At 69.4% G+C, this 15808-nt stretch carries 17 protein-coding genes and 3 tRNA genes; 2 read left to right on the forward strand and 18 right to left on the reverse strand.

Annotated elements, in window-relative coordinates:
• The first annotated feature begins 91 nt into the window (after nt 1-91).
• A complete protein-coding gene (locus BKK80_RS00145; RefSeq protein WP_071015876.1) occupies nt 92-1402 on the forward strand; it encodes an MFS transporter in 1311 nt (436 codons plus the stop codon).
• Between the two features lie 157 nt (nt 1403-1559).
• A complete protein-coding gene (locus tag BKK80_RS00150) occupies nt 1560-2183 on the forward strand; it encodes a DNA-3-methyladenine glycosylase I (RefSeq protein WP_071010231.1) in 624 nt (207 codons plus the stop codon).
• A gap of 603 nt (nt 2184-2786) precedes the next feature.
• On the opposite strand, the gene BKK80_RS00155 is transcribed toward BKK80_RS00150, so the two are convergent.
• The 18 genes from BKK80_RS00155 to BKK80_RS00240 all read right to left on the reverse strand — a co-directional run bounded on the left by BKK80_RS00155 (nt 2787) and on the right by BKK80_RS00240 (nt 15766).
• Nucleotides 2787-2863, reverse strand: a tRNA-Asp gene (locus BKK80_RS00155).
• Nucleotides 2864-2927: 64 nt separating this feature from the next.
• A tRNA-Glu gene (locus tag BKK80_RS00160) sits at nt 2928-3003 on the reverse strand.
• 163 nt (nt 3004-3166) lie between these two features.
• Nucleotides 3167-3370, reverse strand: a complete 204-nt coding sequence (locus BKK80_RS00165) for a carboxymuconolactone decarboxylase family protein (protein ID WP_083383860.1) — start codon at nt 3368-3370, stop codon at nt 3167-3169.
• A 379-nt stretch (nt 3371-3749) separates the two neighbouring features.
• Nucleotides 3750-3825 (reverse strand) — tRNA-Ala (locus BKK80_RS00170).
• A gap of 72 nt (nt 3826-3897) precedes the next feature.
• Nucleotides 3898-5619 (reverse strand): thiosulfohydrolase SoxB, encoded by a 1722-nt coding sequence (gene soxB, locus BKK80_RS00175; protein ID WP_071010236.1) that lies wholly within the window; start codon nt 5617-5619, stop codon nt 3898-3900.
• A 184-nt stretch (nt 5620-5803) separates the two neighbouring features.
• Nucleotides 5804-6337 carry a TlpA disulfide reductase family protein gene (locus tag BKK80_RS00180; RefSeq protein WP_083383861.1) on the reverse strand — a complete coding sequence of 178 codons (534 nt, stop codon included), beginning with the start codon at nt 6335-6337 and terminating at the stop codon, nt 5804-5806.
• 13 nt (nt 6338-6350) lie between these two features.
• Nucleotides 6351-7013 carry a sulfur oxidation c-type cytochrome SoxX gene (gene soxX / locus BKK80_RS00185; RefSeq protein ID WP_071068396.1) on the reverse strand — a complete coding sequence of 221 codons (663 nt, stop codon included), beginning with the start codon at nt 7011-7013 and terminating at the stop codon, nt 6351-6353.
• 17 nt (nt 7014-7030) lie between these two features.
• Entirely contained in the window at nt 7031-7858 is an 828-nt protein-coding gene (gene soxA, locus BKK80_RS00190; RefSeq protein ID WP_071010241.1) for a sulfur oxidation c-type cytochrome SoxA, read from the reverse strand.
• A 79-nt stretch (nt 7859-7937) separates the two neighbouring features.
• Entirely contained in the window at nt 7938-8390 is a 453-nt protein-coding gene (locus tag BKK80_RS00195; protein WP_071010242.1) for a DsrE family protein, read from the reverse strand.
• A gap of 116 nt (nt 8391-8506) precedes the next feature.
• Nucleotides 8507-8818: a thiosulfate oxidation carrier complex protein SoxZ gene (gene soxZ / locus BKK80_RS00200; RefSeq protein WP_071010244.1), complete on the reverse strand. Its 312-nt coding sequence runs from the start codon at nt 8816-8818 to the stop codon at nt 8507-8509.
• Between the two features lie 69 nt (nt 8819-8887).
• Nucleotides 8888-9343: a thiosulfate oxidation carrier protein SoxY gene (soxY, locus tag BKK80_RS00205; RefSeq protein WP_071010245.1), complete on the reverse strand. Its 456-nt coding sequence runs from the start codon at nt 9341-9343 to the stop codon at nt 8888-8890.
• A 236-nt stretch (nt 9344-9579) separates the two neighbouring features.
• On the reverse strand, nt 9580-9906 hold the full coding sequence (locus tag BKK80_RS00210) for a c-type cytochrome (protein ID WP_071010247.1): 327 nt from the start codon (nt 9904-9906) through the stop codon (nt 9580-9582).
• 123 nt (nt 9907-10029) lie between these two features.
• The gene (locus tag BKK80_RS00215) at nt 10030-11091 is read right to left on the reverse strand and encodes a c-type cytochrome (protein WP_157903254.1); all 1062 of its coding nucleotides are present in this window, start codon (nt 11089-11091) and stop codon (nt 10030-10032) included.
• Nucleotides 11092-11131: 40 nt separating this feature from the next.
• Entirely contained in the window at nt 11132-12514 is a 1383-nt protein-coding gene (gene soxC, locus BKK80_RS00220) for a sulfite dehydrogenase (protein ID WP_071010249.1), read from the reverse strand.
• Nucleotides 12515-12586: 72 nt separating this feature from the next.
• Nucleotides 12587-13009, reverse strand: a complete 423-nt coding sequence (locus BKK80_RS00225) for an ArsR/SmtB family transcription factor (RefSeq protein ID WP_071010251.1) — start codon at nt 13007-13009, stop codon at nt 12587-12589.
• Nucleotides 13010-13124: 115 nt separating this feature from the next.
• Nucleotides 13125-14387, reverse strand: coding sequence for an NAD(P)/FAD-dependent oxidoreductase (locus tag BKK80_RS00230; RefSeq protein ID WP_071068397.1), 1263 nt, complete (start codon nt 14385-14387; stop codon nt 13125-13127).
• A 1-nt stretch (nt 14388) separates the two neighbouring features.
• The gene (locus tag BKK80_RS00235) at nt 14389-14739 is read right to left on the reverse strand and encodes a c-type cytochrome (RefSeq protein WP_071068398.1); all 351 of its coding nucleotides are present in this window, start codon (nt 14737-14739) and stop codon (nt 14389-14391) included.
• A gap of 139 nt (nt 14740-14878) precedes the next feature.
• A complete protein-coding gene (locus BKK80_RS00240; protein ID WP_071010257.1) occupies nt 14879-15766 on the reverse strand; it encodes a BON domain-containing protein in 888 nt (295 codons plus the stop codon).
• Between the last annotated feature and the right edge of the window lie 42 nt (nt 15767-15808).

A 15808-nucleotide genomic window follows, 5' to 3' on the forward strand; every position in this document is an offset into this window, starting at 1 on the left:
CATGTGACGGCTGCGCCGGATCGCTTAATATTCCAGGCAGGTGGCCGCGAGGCCCCTGGTTTTCTTCATCGCAGCACACCACAACAACATCATGCAAGGCACTGCCTACCCAACCCAACAAGTCTCGCCCGCCCATCGGCGCAAGGCCATCCTGGCGGCCACCATCGGCAACGGCCTGGAGTGGTTCGATTTCACCGTCTACAGCTTCTTCGCCGTCATCATCGCCAAGCTGTTCTTTCCCACCGGCAATGACCTGACCTCCTTCCTGCTGACCGTGGCGACCTTCGGCGTGGGCTTCTTCATGCGGCCGGTCGGCGCCATCGTGCTGGGCGTCTACGCCGACCGCGTCGGCCGCAAGGCTGCGCTGACCCTGACCATCCTGCTGATGGCGCTGGGCACGGCCATCATCGGCCTGGCACCCACCTATGACCAGATCGGCATGTGGGCCCCGGCGCTGATCGTGCTGGCCCGCCTGATCCAGGGCTTCTCCGCCGGCGGCGAGGTCGGCGGCGCGACCGCCTTCCTGATCGAGAATTCGCCCGATGCCAAGCGCGGCCTCTACGCCAGCTGGCAGCAGGCCAGCCAGGGCATCTCCTTCATGCTGGGCGCGGCCATGGGCGCGCTGGTCATCAATGGCCTGGAGCCGGCACAGGTAGATGCCTGGGGCTGGCGTATCCCCTTCCTGTTCGGCCTGCTGATCGGTCCGGTCGGCATGTACATCCGCTCCCACCTGGAAGAGCCGCCCGCCTTCCAGCAGCAGCGCGCCGAGCGCCAGGCCGCCAAGGTCAAGTTCTCGCCGCTGTCGCAGGTGCTGCGCGACCATCCGCGCGAGGTCGTGGCCGGGCTGGGCGTGACCATCCTGTGGACGGTCTGCACCTATGTGCTGGTGTTCTACATGCCGTCCTACGCCAAGCAGCAGCTGGGCCTGCCGCTGGGCGCGACCTTCAACTCGACCGCCCTGTGCGGCGCCATCATCCTGGTGCTGTGCCCGGTGATGGGTACCCTGTCCGACCGCATCGGCCGCAAGCGCATGCTGGGCGTGGTGGCGCTGGCGATCGGCGTGCTCGCCTACCCGCTGTTCCACTGGCTCAACCTGAGCCCGACCTCGCAGACCCTGCTGCAGGTACAGGTCGTGCTGGGCGTGCTGCTGGCAGCCTTCACCGGTCCCGCGCCGGCGGTGCTGGCCGAGCAGTTCCCGACCGAGGTGCGCTCCACCGGCCTGTCGCTGGCTTACAACTTCGCGGTCACCATCTTCGGCGGCTTCGCCCCGCTGATCGTGACGTGGCTGATCGAGTCCAGCGGCAACAAGCTGGCCCCCGCCTTCTACGTGATCGCGGCCGCCATCGCCAGCTTCATCGCGCTGCTCTTCATGCACGACCGCACCGGCAAGCCGCTGGCCTGAACGCCCGCGCCCCGGCCTTTGCCCAAAGCCAGCCATGCGCTGGCTTTTTTGTTGCCGCGATTCCTGGCGCGGTCCTTGGCATGATCGCGGCGCGGCCGGTGATGCCTGCGCCGCTGCCTGCGGCTACCATGGAAGGCCTGCCAGGAGACGAGCGACCATGAACCAGGACAAGACCCCACCGGCACCGCAACGCTGCGGCTGGTGCGGAACCCTAGAGGACTACTGCCACTACCACGACCACGAATGGGGCTTCCCCGTGGACGACGACCGCCGGCTGTTCGAGAAGCTGTGCCTGGAAGGCTTCCAGGCCGGCCTGAGCTGGCTGACCATCCTGCGCAAGCGCGAGGCCTTCCGCCGCGCCTTCGCCAATTTCGACATCGACAAGATGGCCCGCTTCGGCGAGCGCGACATCCAGCGCTTGCTGGGCGACGCCGGCATCGTGCGCCACCGCGGCAAGATCGAGGCGGCCATCAACAATGCCCAGCGTGCGCGCGAGCTGCTGGAAAGCGAATCCTCGCTGGCTGCATATTTCTGGCGTTTCGAGCCAGACCCGGCCAGCCGCCCGGACCGGCTCACTCCAGAGGTGCTGCGTGCCATGACCACCTCGCCCGAGGCCACCGCCCTGTCCAAGGACCTGAAGCGGCGCGGCTGGCGCTTCGTCGGGCCCACCACCATGTACGCGCTGATGCAAGCGATGGGGCTGGTCAACGATCACCAGGAGGGCTGTGCCGCCGGCGAGGCGGTTCGGCGGGCGCGCAAGGCCTTCAAGGTGCCGAAGTAAACCGGGGTAAACGTCCGGCAGCAGTACATCGCGTAAACCGGCGGCGATGCGCGGGCCAGAACGAAGCCAGGACGCTGAACGTATACGCCGCCGCGCTCCCCGCGCGAGCGGGCCGCAGTAAGACAGATCCTGCCTGCGCCGGCGTATACGGCAACGATCTCTCGTCTGGTTTCAATATTGTTTACGTATACAAAAATAGTAGTAGTAGGTAAACGGCACCCATTGCCGTGGATAAGCCACCTTTTTTGTTTCAATTCAATGACTTGAGTGATCGATAAGTGCTAGGAGCAAAGGCGGGTAAACGCTGATAAGTCTTGCGGATACGGAAGGGCGGCAGGTATACGTGGGGAGTTCTCCGTATACGCCCCACAAGGCGCCCCCAGGCGGGGCACAACTTGTCCAGCGGCTTATCCCCAGCCTGGCGGGGCATCTATCCACAGCCTGCCTGGATGCGGGGTGGCGGTGCGGCGGGCGGGGTATACGGCGGTTGGGGGCATCGCGATGCAGCAGAATGCAGCGAGTGCTGCGCGACAAAGAGGCGCGACAAAGAGGCGCGACAAAGAAAAAAGCCCGCCGATGTTGCCATCGGCGGGCTTCTGGTGCTGGCGGAGTGGACGGGGCTCGAACCCGCGACCCCCGGCGTGACAGGCCGGTATTCTAACCAACTGAACTACCACTCCCTGGCGCGGTGGCTCTCGCCACCGCCGCCACGCGCAAACCGCCTGTTGGCGGCCCGCGCGGATTTGGCGTCCCCTAGGGGATTCGAACCCCTGTACTCACCGTGAAAGGGTGATGTCCTAGGCCTCTAGACGAAGGGGACAGGAACCAGGTCATCGACGCGTTTCGCGCTGTGTTGCGTTTTGCGTCGCGAGGGGCGCGATTGTAACGCGACCTTTTGCGATTGTGAAGCCCCCATGCTCAGGTTTTTGCAGAGACCATGGAAATGCGCCGTACGAGCGGATGCAAACCGGGCCGGGCGCCGCTCAATTCCCTGCCGGCATGCTGTGCGGAAAGCGTCGTGCGCCGGCCTCCAGCGGCAAGCGCAGGGCATTGGTCAGGTAGCTGACGGTGCGATAGGAACCGGCCAGCATCAGCAACGCCAGCATGGCCTCCTCGCTGTAGCGGGTACGCAGGCGCGCCCACAGCGCGTCGTCCACATCGCAGTCGCGATGCAGCGCGTCACACAAGCGGATCAGGTCGGCTTCCTCGGGCAGCCAGCGGGCATCGCCGGGGCCGCCGCGCGCCGCGCAACGGCTCGACCACGATGGCTCGGTCTATGTGCTGACGGCGCGCTGCGTCGAACTGCTGGAGCTGATGCTGCCGCTCAATGCCTGGGCGCAGCGTTGGGCGAGCGATATCGAGGCGGGAGAGGATCGGCCATGAGGCGGTCACGGGTCTTGCCGGGCCTTCGCCGTCGCGGCGGTGGGAGAGCGTGCGTGGGGATGGTCGCGCGCGCGGCCATCTGCGCTGCGCAGCGGGCGCATGCCGCCCGAATGCCGCCGGGCCTGCCGGCAGAAACGACAACGCCCCGGAACACAGCGTGTTCCGGGGCGTTGAAGGAAATCCTGGTGGACCGAAGGAGGATCGAACTCCCGACCTCTGCATTGCGAACGCAGCGCTCTCCCAGCTGAGCTATCGGCCCGTAGCGAAGGATTGTAGCGCAAGTTTCCGACAGCATTCAAGCCGGCCGCCGCCGGCATGCGACGGCACGCGCTCAGGCCGCCATGCCGGGGTTGCCGTCCATGCCGAGCACGCGCGGCACGTTGAGCGGGCGGGCATCGACCTCGCGCTGGCCGCGCAGCCAGTCGGCCATCACGTCCCAGACCGGGCGGCCGCCGGCCTGGCGCGCTTCCTCGGCCACCGGCGCCCAGCCCGCCACCTTGTAGGTCTTGCCGGCCTCGAGCGGCCGGCCATCGAGGCGCATGTCGCGGATGCGCTTGCCCATCGGCGCATTGGGCTCGATGGCGTACTGCAGGCCGCCCACGCGCACCATGTCGCCGCCTTGCTGGTAGTAGGGGTCGGGGTTGAACAGGTTGTCGGCCACGTCTTCCAGGATGGTCTTGATGGTCTCCCCGCTCATCGGTGTCACCGTGGTGTAGGGGTAGGTGATGGCGGTCTGGTCCATCAGGTGTTCCATCGTGATGGCCTCGCCGGGCAGCAGGCTGGTGCCCCAGCGGAAGCCCGGCGAGAAGGCGATCTGGGCATCCTGCATCTGCATCAGGCCGTCCAGGATCAGCTGGTCGAAGGTGCCGTTGAAATTGCCGCGCCGGTACAGCAGGCCGCGGTTGATCGCCAGCACTTCGCCCAGCTTCGCTTCGTAGGGCGCGCGCAGCTTGCCGATCAGGGCTTCCATGGCGGGATCGGCCGGCAGCGCATCGGAGAAGACCGGCAGCAGGCGGTAGCGGAAATCCCGTACGCGCTTGCCCTGCACGTCGAAGTCGAGCACGCCCAGGAACTTGCCGTTGGAGCCGGCATTGGTGACCAGGGTGACGCCGCCCGGGTTCTTGACCTGCACCGGCGCCGGCACGCCGTCGTGCGTATGGCCGCCGAGGATGGCGTCGAGGCCGCGTACGCGCGAGGCCAGCTTCAGGTCGACGTCCATGCCGTTGTGCGACAGCAGCACCACGGCGGCGGCGCCCTTGGCGCGCGCTTCGTCGATGACCTGCTGCAGGTTCTCTTCCTGGATGCCGAAGGTCCAGTCGGGCACCAGGTAGCGCGGGTTGGCGATCGGCGTATAGGGGAAGGCCTGGCCGATGATGGCGACCGGCACGCCGTTGATCTCGCGCATCACGTAGGCATCGAAGACCGGGTCGCCGAAGTCGTTGGTCTTGATGTTCTGCGCGAGGAACGACACCTTGCCCTTGAAGTCGCCTTCGACGATCTCCTTGACGCGCTCGGCGCCGAGCGTCATTTCCCAGTGCGGCGTCATCACGTCGACGCCCAGCGCCAGCGCCGCCTCGACCATGTCCTGCCCGCGCGTCCACAGGGCCGTGGCCGAGCCCTGCCAGGTATCGCCGCCGTCGAGCAGCAGCGCGCCGGGACGCCCGGCCTTGAGTTGCTTGACCAGCGTGGCCAGGTGGGCGAAGCCGCCGACCTTGCCGTAGCGCCGCGCGGCCTGCGCGAAGTCGAGACAGGTGAAGGCGTAGGCCTGCGCGCTGCCGGGCGCGATGCCGTAGTGGCGCAGCATGGCCGCGCCGACCAGGTGCGGCGGCTTGCCGGCGTAGTCGCCGATACCGAGATTGACGTCCGGCTCGCGGAAATGGACCGGGCGCAGCTGGGCGTGGCAGTCGGTGAAGTGCAGCAGGTGGACGTTGCCGAAGCGCGGCAGCGCGTAGAGATCGCGCAGTTGCTGCGCGGCCTCGGCCTCGCGCGCGGGAAAGGTCATGCCGGCGGCGCCGGCCACGGCCAGCACCTGCAGGAACTCGCGTCGGTTCATCGTCTCTTCCTGTACCAGGGCCGCCGCGTCCGGACCAAGCCGGGCGCGGCAGCGCATGTCGTGCCGCTGCGCAGTGCGCACGCGGTCCTGTCGTGTCGTTGTGTTGTCGTGTTGCCGTCTTCTTGTGCCGCCGGGCCGGCCCGCCGTGCCCAGCGCGCGGCAGGCCACCGGAAGGGGAGCGGCCTCAGGGCCGCGCGTACCTGGCCAGCGCCGCCACGTCGTCGTCCAGCATTTCGCCCACCTCCTTCTGCACCACGCGCCCGTGCGCATCGAGCACGTAGAGCTCGGGCAGGCCCTTGCGCGGCCCGACGACGGCGCGCAGCGCCGGCGTCTCGAGTGCCGCGGGGAAGGTGTAGCCGTGCTTCTTCAGGTAGGCGGCCGCTTCGGCCGGCGTCTTGTCGATGCTGATCGCCAGTACCTGCAGCGGCGTGCCGCGGGTCGCGTCGTAGAGCTTCTGCAGGCGGGGATTCTGCAGCGCGCAGAACGGGCACCAGGAGGCCCACACCTCGATCACCACGGGCTTGCCGGCCCACTGCGAGGCGGGCACGGTGCGGCCGTCCAGCAACTGCAGCGCCGGCAGGCGCACGGTGTCGCCGACCTCGAGCGCCAGTGCCGCGCCGGCCTGCAGCAGCGCCAGCGCCGCGGCGCCGCCGGCGAGCGCGCGGCGCAAACCCGCCGCGCGCGGCGACGGCGGGCGCTTGGCGACGGGGGTGGGCATGGCCGTCATCGCCTTATTGGTTGACCGGCGAGGCCGGGTCCAGCAGCAACGCCATCACGTCGCGGATCTGCTGCTCGGTCAGGATGCCATGGTGGCCGAAGCGCGGCATGTTGGAGCAGGCGGCGTAGGCGCTGGAATCCCAGATCTTGCCCCAGGTGTACTTGAGCACCGCCTCCGAATTGCCGCGCAGCTTGCCATACTGGTACAGCGAGGGCCCGATGTTGCCGAAGGAGATCTCGGCCCTGGTCAGCTGGTGGCAGGCGTAGCAGTTGCCGCCATTGGTGCCGCCGACCGGGTCGCTGAACTGCATGCCGCGGCCGTTCTGCGCGACCTTTTCGCCTTCCTTCCAGTCACCCAGCCAGGTCTTGTCGGCCGGGTACTTGACCTGCTTCAGCTCGGCGGCCTCGATTTTCCTGGCCACCTTTTCCGGCACCTTGCTGCGGTCCGGATACTGGCTGCAGGCCTGCTGCATGGTGTCCTGCTCCAGCACGCCGGCCACCGTGGCCGGTCCCTTGGAGCTGAACGACTGTTCTATCAGGTGCCGCATGTCGGCGTCGCTGACGGCGGGCGCGCGTGCGGCCTTGCCGCTGTCCTGCGCGTGCGCGGCCGTGCCCAGGCAGGCGGCGGCCACGATGGCGGCGGCGAATGCCGCGCGGTGGGTCTGATATGGCTTCATCTCGCGTCTCCCCTGCCTCAGCGTTTCATCGACGGGCCGTCGTAGGCGCCGCCGTTGGCGTTGCGCGCCAGGAACAGCGACAGCGCGGTGATCACATCAGAGCCGTAGGCGGGCTCGGGGAAGCGCTGCTGGCGCAGGCAGTCGTAGAGACGGTGCTGCATGGTGCGTACCTCGCCCTGCGATACCCGGTAGGCCGGCCACGTGGTGTAGGCGGCCTGGGCGCCCTTCTGCGTCAGCAGGTTGGGCAGGTCCTGCAGCCGGATGCGCTGGCCGTCGACGGCATGGCAGGTGGCACAGGCGAAGTCATAGGCGCCGCCGCGGTAGAAGAACATCTTCTGCCCGAGTGCGTAGACCCGCTTCTCTTCCGGGTGCTTGAGCTGCACGTTCATCGGCAGGCCGCGCGATTCGGAGGTGATATAGGCCACCAGCCGCTCGATGTCGGACGACTTGCCCGGCGCCGAGAAGGGATTGCGCATGGCCTCGTCGCGTGTCAGGCCCTGCAGCGTCACGCGGCAGTAGGCCAGGCGCTGCTCCAGGTCCATCACCTTGCCGGTGTCGGGGAAGAAGCGCGGCAGCTCCGCATAGGCACCCTTGACCACACCCGGCCCCTTGCCCAGGTCGCACTGTTCCAGCGAGACGTTCCTGGGGCCGGCGGGCTTCTTCCACAGTTCCTCGCCGGCGGCCTCCCACAGTTCGGCGGGGTTGCCCTCGGCCAGCATCTGGCGGTACTTGGCGATTTCCGCGGCGGTGTTGTCCTGCGCACGCGCGGCGCCGGCCGCCAGCACGGCCGCCGCCGCGGCGGCGAGCGCTGCCGCCGGCAGCAGCGAGGCTCGGATGTGTTTCATGGGGCTTCTCCTCGCGGTCGCGCCGGCTGGCACGCCGCTGCGTTCTTGTCCGTTCTTCCCTGCCGCCAGGCTCGATGGCTCAGGGCTTGATATAAGCGTAGCCTTCGTCGAACTGCAGGCGCGCCACTTCCACCACGCCGGCCGGCACCACCTTGGCCTCCATCAGCAGGCTCGTTTCCGAGATCCTGCGCGCCGCCAGCGTGTTGTGGCAGACGCGGAACTCGACGCCGTCCGAGGCCAGCGCGCTCACCGGCGCCTCGAAGGTATTGCCGCGCGCGTCGCGCGCGCCTTCGACGAGGAAGTCCACCCCGTAGCCGAAGGCCACCACCACGATCTTGGTGCCGGGCGCGCCGTTCAGGTGGTTGCGCAGGTTGGCCATGGCGCGCACCGCCTGGTCGATGCCTTCCGACAACTGGTAGACCACCTTGACCCGCCCGCCCTTGCGTCCTTCCGGGCCGGCCTGGGCCGAGGCCTTGGCCGCCAGGCCGATGGCGGCCAGGGCCGCCGTTGCTCGCATGAATGCTCGCCGCATGCTGTTCCTTTCACACCGACTCCCCCGCGCGACGGCGCGGGACCGGATGGCCGGCAGGAACTGAACCTTAGCAGACGGCGCCGAATCCCGCCGGCATGCCGCCGGGCCCGGCCGGATCAGGAAATGGTGGCCGAGTCGGTACGGCTGTCGTTGTGGTTGTCGACCCAGGTCACGGTGACCTTGTCGCCCTTGTTGCCGCCCTTGAACTTGAAGTTCAGGAACGGGTCCTTCGACACCGCCGGCCCGAACTGGGCGCGGAACACTTCCTTGCCATTGCACTGCGCCACCACGGTCTGGATATGCCAGGCCGGGATGGTCTTGCCGGACGCGTCCTTGCGCTGGCCGGTCTCCATGTCGTGCTTCATCAGGATCTTGACGTCGACGACGCCACCGTTCTCGGTGGCGCGTACGCGCATCGGGTCTGCCATGCTGCTCTCCTGTTACGGCTGAATCCAGGCGGCTCCGCCTGCCTGGGATGACGGTCGCGGGCGCCGGCGTCAGCCGCCGCAGCCGCCCAGCGTCACCTTGATTTCCTTGGACGCCACATACCACTTGCCGCCCGCCTTGACTGCCGCGACCACCACCGAGGTCTGGCCCATCTTCACGCGCGTGGAGACGAAGGGCTCGGTGCCGGCGGGGATGGCGAAGTCGGCCGCCAGCGTGTTCGGGTTCTTTTCCACCAGGATGGCGATCTGCTCGGTGCCGGGGATATTGCTGGTCACCGCCACCGGCACCACGGCGCCGTTCTCGGCGATGTCGGGCGCGGTGAACACGATGGCCGTGCTCTTCTCGGTGCCGCTGCCGCCCAGGGCCTTGATCACGTCGGCGACGCTCTTGCCGTCGAAGGCGACCTTGTTCCACTCGGCGGCCTGCGCTTCGCTGATCAGGCCGGTGGCCGCCATCAGCGACAGCACCGCCGTCATGCGCAGCATGTCTCGTCGTTTCACATTCATTGAGGTTTTCTCCTGCGTCTCCGCTCCCGCCCGTTCCGGGCTCCGCCGCCGCCCGGGATGGCTGCGCGGCCTGTTCATGCTCGATTGTCGTGCCGCGTTATCCCATGGACTTGTGGCGCGGACTTGCCACGTAGGCTTGTTACGCGGTCTCGTCGCATCGTCTGGTCGCGCGGGAACCGGCATGGCGCCGGATCCCGCGCCGGCGGCGCCCCGCACGGGCCGCCGCCGGACTTGCCTTACTTGGCCGGGGCGCCCGCCAGCACCCACTCCACCACGGTCTTCACGTCGGCATCGCTGACGCCGGCGTTGGCCGGCATCGGGATCGGGCCCCAGACGCCGGAGCCGCCGCCCTTGACCTTCTTGATCAGCGCGGCCTCGGCATTCTTGTCGCCCTTGTACTTGGCGGCAACATCCTTGAAGGCGGGGCCGACCAGCTTCTTGTCGACCTGGTGGCAGCCCATGCAGGCGTTCTTATTGGCGATCTCCTGCGCCTTGGCGGCATCGACGGCGTGCGCCGACGCGGCGGCTGCCAGCATCAGCGTGGCGATGACAAACTGCTTCATTCTCTTGTGCTCCGAGATTTTCTAATGGCCGTGGGAACGGCGGGTGGGGCCGCGCGGATCCTGCCTTGCCCCTTGCGGCGCGGCAGCACCGGCCGCCGCGGGGGCGCAATGGCGGCCAGTGCGCTATTTTGCCTGAAGAATCCACCCCACCAGCGCCTGCAGGTCGGCTTCGGGCACCTGCGCCTGCGGCGGCATGGGCAGGCTGCCCCAGGCGCCCTGTCCTCCATCCCTCACCTTGCGCGCCAGCGTGGCCGCCGCGTCCTGGCCGTGGTAGCGGCGCGCGATGTCGGCGAACGACGGTCCGACCAGCTTGTGTCCGGCGGCGTGGCAGGCCACGCACTGGTAGCGGCTCGCCAGGGCATCGACTGGTGAAGCCGGCGCGGCAGGCGCGGTGCCATCGACAGCACCGGCCATCGCCGCGCTGGCGCCGGCCGGTGCCGTATGCAGGCCGCGCGTCGGGCCGAACCCGCGCTGCTGGCGCGCCAGGTCTCCGTGGGCATCGCGCGCGTAGTCGGGCAGCGACGACAGCAGCGTCACCGAGGCCTGGCAGTCGCGCATGCAGGCCGTGTTGTGCGTGTCCGGGCGCCCGCGTCCCGGCCACATGCCGTGGGCCGTGGTCATGCCGTTGCGATTCGGCATGCGTTGCTGCGCCTCGGCGATGCTGGTGTCGCTCAGCACGAAGTCGGCCGGCACGATGTCGCCCAGGTTGAGCAGGTAGGCGGTCACCGCGTAGACCTCGTCGGTCGACAGGCTCTTCGGCGCGTTCCACGGCATGGCGCGGCGGATGTAGTCCCACAGCGTGCTGACGGTGCTGACCTTCATCAGCGTGGTGCGGTAGGGCTGGTTGCCGGTCAACGCTGCCACGCGGCCGCTGCGGATATCGTCCGCACTGGTGCCGCCTACCAGCGGCGAGAAGACGTCGTTGGATTCGCCGAATTCGCCGTGGCAGGCAGCGCACTTGCCGTCCCATACCTGCTGGCCCTGCGCCACGCTGCCCTGCCCGCGCGGCAGGCCCTGGAAATCGCCGCGCACGTCGATATCCCAGGCGCGCACCTCGGCGGGGGTGGCGGCGCGGCCCAGCGCTGTGCGGGCCCCCGCCGTTGCATCCGTGGCTGCCGCCGCGAGCGCCGGCCCGGTTGCGGCCATGGCAACGAGCGAGACGAGCGCGATGCGCACGAGAGGCATCCCCGGCACGGCCAGGGCCGGCGCATGCCGTGCGCCGCGCTCAATCCACCTGGACATTGGACACCTCGCCGCCGGGCGCCACCTGCCAGCTCTGGATGGCGTTGTTGTGGTAGATCGAACGCTTGCCGCGCACCGCGCGCAGTTGCGCCATCTTCGGCTGCACATAGCCGGTCTCGTCGATGGCGCGGCTCTGCAGGATGGCGGGCCCGCCGTCCCAGACCCAGTCCAGGTTGAAGCGTGTCAGGCATTTCGACAGCACGGGCGTCTCCAGCCGCGCCGTGCGCCAGTTGCGGCCGCCATCGGTGGAGACGTCCACGCGGCGGATGCGCCCGCGCCCCGACCAGGCCAGTCCGCTGACGTTGTAGAAGCCCCGCCCGACCAGCACCTGGCCACCCGATGGCGTGGTGATCACCGACTTGCATTCCTGGATCGAGGTGTACTGGCGCTGCATGCCGTCGGGCATCATGTCGACGTAGTGCACCGTCTCGTCCTTGGTATTCCAGGGCTGGTCGCCCAGCTTGAGCCGGCGCAGCCACTTGACCCAGGACACGCCCTGCACGCCCGGCACCACCAGGCGCAGCGGATAGCCGTTCTCGGGGCGCAGCATCTCGCCGTTCATGCCCCAGGCCACCAGGATCTCGTCGGCCAGTTCCATCGGGATGGTGCGCGTCATCGACGAGCCGTCGCCACCCTCGGCCAGCAGGTAGCGCCCGCGGCGCAGGTCCGCGCCTGCGTCCTCGAGCAGCACCTTGAGCGGCACGCCGGTGAACTCGCAGCAGGACAGCATGCCGTGCGTGTACTGCACCGTGGGCACGGCCACATTGCCCCATTCCATGCCGGTATTGGCGCCGCACTCGATGAAGTGGATGCGCGATACCGCGGGCAGGCGCATCAGGTCGTCCATGGTGTAGACGCGCGCTTCGCGCACCAGCCCGTTGACCATCAGGCGGTGGCGCGCCGGATCGATGTCCTGCCAGCCCTGGTGGTGCCGCTCGAAGTGCAGACCGTTGGGGGTGATGATGCCGAACAGGCCCTGCAGCGGTGCGAAGGCGACCGAGGCGGCCGCGACGCGGGTCAGCCCGGGAGATTCGCGCCGGACCAGGTTCTGCTCGTACTGCGAAGGCTGGCCATAGGGACGCGCCGCGACCGGCTGGCCGAGCGAGGTGGCCCAGGGTTGCGGGGTCAGGATGGCGGGGTCGCCCTCGCCGGGGGTGGCGGCCGCCTCGGTGTTCCCGGCGGCGTGCGCGCCGCGCGCCAGCCCCGCCGCGGCGACCGCCGCGGCGGTGGCGCCGGCGAAGCTGCGGCGCAGGAAGGCACGCCGCGCGTCGTCGAGGCCGTGACGCGTGATCTGCTGCTGCAGGGATGCGGGAATGAAGCCTTCCGGCGCGCGCAACACGCGCCCGGGCCTGGCATGGTCCGGCACGGCGGTCTCCTCCGGCACGCTCTGGCGGCGTGCCTTGTCATGCGTGATCGGTGCCGGCCTGCCCGGGGCCGCTCAGCGCCGCGCGGCGCGCTTGCGCGCAGGCGCGGAAGGCGCAGGCTGGCCGGGCATGAAGCGGTCCACCACGGTCGGCGTCAGGGCCTCGTCTTCGAGCTGGCTCGCCACCTGCACACACACCGAGCGGCACAGCGCCACCACGCTCTCGTCGGCGATCGCGTAGTAGACCAGGTTGGCCTCCTTGCGGCGCGCCAGCACGCCGGCGCGATACATCGCGTTCAGGTGGCGCGACACATTGGTCTGCGACGAACCCACCGTCTCGACCACGGTGCCGACCGGTTTTTCGCCGTCGCACAGCGCGTGCAGGATCTTCAGCCGGGTCGGCTCCGCCAGCAGGCTGAAGTAGCCCGATACCTTCTCGAACACGCGGTCCAGTTCTTCCATGGCGTCCAATATATGCCTATATGCGTGTATGCGCATATATCGTTAACCCCCTGCTGCGCGGCAGCAGGGGCGGCGGCATGCCGGGCGGCTAATCCATTGCGTCAGAGAAGGCGCGCCCCTGGCGGCGATGCCTTTCGAATGACGCCGTGGACTAACCCAGCATCTCGCTCCAGATGCCGCGCGCCCAGGCCTGCGCGTAGATGCCCTCCTGCACATTCGGCGCGGCCGACAGGCCGCCGGCGCCGGGCACGGTCAGCATGGTCCGTTGCGCTGCGTCGTAGCGGTGCACGCTGGCCACGTGCACGGCTTCGGTCGCACTGGTGAAGCTGTAGCAGGTGTTGTTGTAGAGCGGCTCCGGATCCGGAGCCTGTCCCGACAGCAGGGCGACGATGGCGGCCGCCGCGGTCTTGCCGTGCTGGTTGGCCATGTGGCCGGATTTCGGCATCAGCGGTGCGATCTGGATGGCGTCGCCGAGCACGTGGATGCCCGCTGCGGCGCGCGACTCGAAGGTGAGGAAGTCCACCTCGCACCAGCGCCCGTTGGCGGTGGCCAGCCCCGCCGCGACCGCGATGGCGCCGGCACGCTGCGGCGGCAGCAGGTTGAGCACGTCGGCGCGCTCGTCTTCCTGTACCTCGAACTTGAGCGTGCGCGTGGCGGCATCGACCTCGACCGCCGCGTATTGCGGCCGGTATTCGACCATGCCGGCGTACTGTGTGGCCCACACACGCTTGAACAGCTCGCCCTTGGAGGTCACGTCGGGATTGGCGTCGAGGATCAGCACCTTGCTGCGCGGCTTGTGCTGCTTCAGGTAGTGCGCGACCAGGCAGGCGCGCTCGTAGGGTCCGGGCGGGCAGCGGTAGGGCGCCAGCGGGATGGCGATGACGAAGGTGCCGCCATCGCGCATGGCCTCGAGCTGCGCGCGCAGCGCCGCCGTCTGCGGTCCGGCCTTCCAGGCATGCAGGATGTGCTCGCCGCCGGGGCCGGCCAGGCCGGGCAGTTCGGCCGAGAGAAAGTCGACACCGGGCGACAGCACCAGCCGGTCATAGGGCAGCAGCGCGCCGCCGGCCAGGCGGACCTGGCGCCGCTGCGCGTCGATGGCCACCGCGCGGTCGCGTGCCAGGCGCACGCCGTGGCGCGCGGCCAGCGCATCGTAGGGCACGGTGATGTCGGCCATGGTGCGGGCCCCGCCGATCACCAGGTTGGAGAGCGGGCAGGAAACGAAGCTGGTGTCGGGCTCGACCAGGGTCACGTCGATGGCACCCCCGCTCCAGGCGCGCAGGTAGCGCGCCGCGGTGGCGCCGCCGTAGCCGCCGCCCACCACCACCACCTTGGCGTGCGCGGCCGATCGTGCGCGCGCGGCCGGCATGCCGGCGGCGAGGGCCGCGGCGGCGGCAAGGAATCGGCGTCTGCGCATCTCAGTCTCCTTGCGGCCGTGCCGCGGCGAACCAGGCGGCGATGGCCGCGATCTGCGCTTCGCTGTAGCCCTTGGCGATCTGCGGCATCACGGTGCCGTCGCGCCGGCCCGCCTTGAAGTCCGCCATCAGCGACGCGATCCGCGCGGCCGGACGCCCGGCCAGCGGCGGGATCGGGCTGCCCGCGGGCGGCTGTCCGCCGAAGCCGTGGCAACTGGCGCAGGCCGCGGCCCAGGCGCGCGCCTGCAGCGGCCGGTCGTCATCGGCGGCCGCGCGGCCGGGCATGGCAAGCGCTGCGCTGGCCGCGCACACTGCCAGCAACGCCGGCACGGCCGGCAGGTGGGTCTTGCGCATGGTGTCGCTCCGGGGGCGGATGGGTGATGCGGTCGCGCGTGCCGCCGCGCGTGGCGTGGCAATCCTGGCACATCGCCCCGCGTGCGTGGCGGGGTGTCCGTGCCGCCGCCGGCATGCGCGCCGGCGGTGGCAGGAAACGTCAGGGCAGGTTGCGGCCCGGCGGCAGCGGCACCGGCGAGGTGACCGGGCTGGTGACGGGGCTCGTCACGGCGCCGCCGGGGGCGGCGCTGGCCGGCGAGCCCGTTGCCGCCGGGGCGGCGCCCGCTGCGGGGGCGTTGTCGAGGCCGTTGCGCACGCCGTCGTCGGGCTGCTGGCCCGGCGTCGTCTGGTTCTGCGCGTTGGCGGCCTTGTCGAGTCGGTCGCGTTCGGCCTCGCTGATGTAGTCGAAGGTCTTGACCACCTTGCTGACACCGCCCGCATTGCGCGCCACGTCGGTGGCGCGGTCGCCTTCGGCATTGGTGACGATGCCGAGCAGGTAGACCACGCCCTTTTCCGTCACCACCTTGATGGAGTTGGACGGCACCCCCTCGGCGGTCATCAGCTGGGTCTTGACCTTGCTGGTGATGAAGGCGTCCTCGCTGCGCGTCATGAAGGACGGGGAGGAGACCACCTCGATCTCGTTGATCACTTCGCGCGCATTGGGCAGGCTGCGCACGTACTGGTCGACCTGCTGCTTGACGTCGTTGTTCTGGGCCTCGCCGGTCAACAGCACCTTGCGGTTGAAGACCGTCACGTTGACGCGGGCGCGGTCGCCGAAGCGCGAGTTGATCGTGCTTTCGGACTCGATCTGCAGGCCGCGGTCGACGGTCTGCACGGCGGTGGGCCGCCGGTCGGTGGCGACCAGCACGCCGCCGGCCATGGCGCCGGCCAGCACGGGGAAGCAGCCGGTCAGCTGGGTGGCCGCCGCGGCGAGCGCCGCCACGGTGACCAGGGTGCGGGCCAGGCGCGGCAGGCCCGCGGGCACGGCGTGGCGCGCTGCCTGCCGGCTGGCCAGGGAGTCTTGCTGGGGATGCGGGTTCGTCGTCATGCGGTCCTTGCTGTGGCTGTGATGCGGATCGGGGGGCGGGTG

It is taken from the genome of Cupriavidus malaysiensis, from assembly GCF_001854325.1.
Taxonomy (GTDB): domain Bacteria; phylum Pseudomonadota; class Gammaproteobacteria; order Burkholderiales; family Burkholderiaceae; genus Cupriavidus; species Cupriavidus malaysiensis.

What these genes read in the sequence shown, in the direction of transcription:
- BKK80_RS00145 (WP_071015876.1), top strand. Translation starts at nt 92, where the DNA reads ATGCAAGGCACTGCCTACCCAACCCAACAAGTCTCGCCCGCCCATCGG.
- BKK80_RS00150 (WP_071010231.1), top strand. Translation starts at nt 1,560, where the DNA reads ATGAACCAGGACAAGACCCCACCGGCACCGCAACGCTGCGGCTGGTGC.
- soxB (WP_071010236.1), bottom strand. Translation starts at nt 5,619, where the DNA reads ATGAACCGACGCGAGTTCCTGCAGGTGCTGGCCGTGGCCGGCGCCGCC.
- BKK80_RS00180 (WP_083383861.1), bottom strand. Translation starts at nt 6,337, where the DNA reads ATGCCCACCCCCGTCGCCAAGCGCCCGCCGTCGCCGCGCGCGGCGGGT.
- soxX (WP_071068396.1), bottom strand. Translation starts at nt 7,013, where the DNA reads ATGAAGCCATATCAGACCCACCGCGCGGCATTCGCCGCCGCCATCGTG.
- soxA (WP_071010241.1), bottom strand. Translation starts at nt 7,858, where the DNA reads ATGAAACACATCCGAGCCTCGCTGCTGCCGGCGGCAGCGCTCGCCGCC.
- BKK80_RS00195 (WP_071010242.1), bottom strand. Translation starts at nt 8,390, where the DNA reads ATGCGGCGAGCATTCATGCGAGCAACGGCGGCCCTGGCCGCCATCGGC.
- soxZ (WP_071010244.1), bottom strand. Translation starts at nt 8,818, where the DNA reads ATGGCAGACCCGATGCGCGTACGCGCCACCGAGAACGGTGGCGTCGTC.
- soxY (WP_071010245.1), bottom strand. Translation starts at nt 9,343, where the DNA reads ATGAATGTGAAACGACGAGACATGCTGCGCATGACGGCGGTGCTGTCG.
- BKK80_RS00210 (WP_071010247.1), bottom strand. Translation starts at nt 9,906, where the DNA reads ATGAAGCAGTTTGTCATCGCCACGCTGATGCTGGCAGCCGCCGCGTCG.
- BKK80_RS00215 (WP_157903254.1), bottom strand. Translation starts at nt 11,091, where the DNA reads ATGCCTCTCGTGCGCATCGCGCTCGTCTCGCTCGTTGCCATGGCCGCA.
- BKK80_RS00225 (WP_071010251.1), bottom strand. Translation starts at nt 13,009, where the DNA reads ATGCGCATACACGCATATAGGCATATATTGGACGCCATGGAAGAACTG.
- BKK80_RS00230 (WP_071068397.1), bottom strand. Translation starts at nt 14,387, where the DNA reads ATGCGCAGACGCCGATTCCTTGCCGCCGCCGCGGCCCTCGCCGCCGGC.
- BKK80_RS00235 (WP_071068398.1), bottom strand. Translation starts at nt 14,739, where the DNA reads ATGCGCAAGACCCACCTGCCGGCCGTGCCGGCGTTGCTGGCAGTGTGC.
- BKK80_RS00240 (WP_071010257.1), bottom strand. Translation starts at nt 15,766, where the DNA reads ATGACGACGAACCCGCATCCCCAGCAAGACTCCCTGGCCAGCCGGCAG.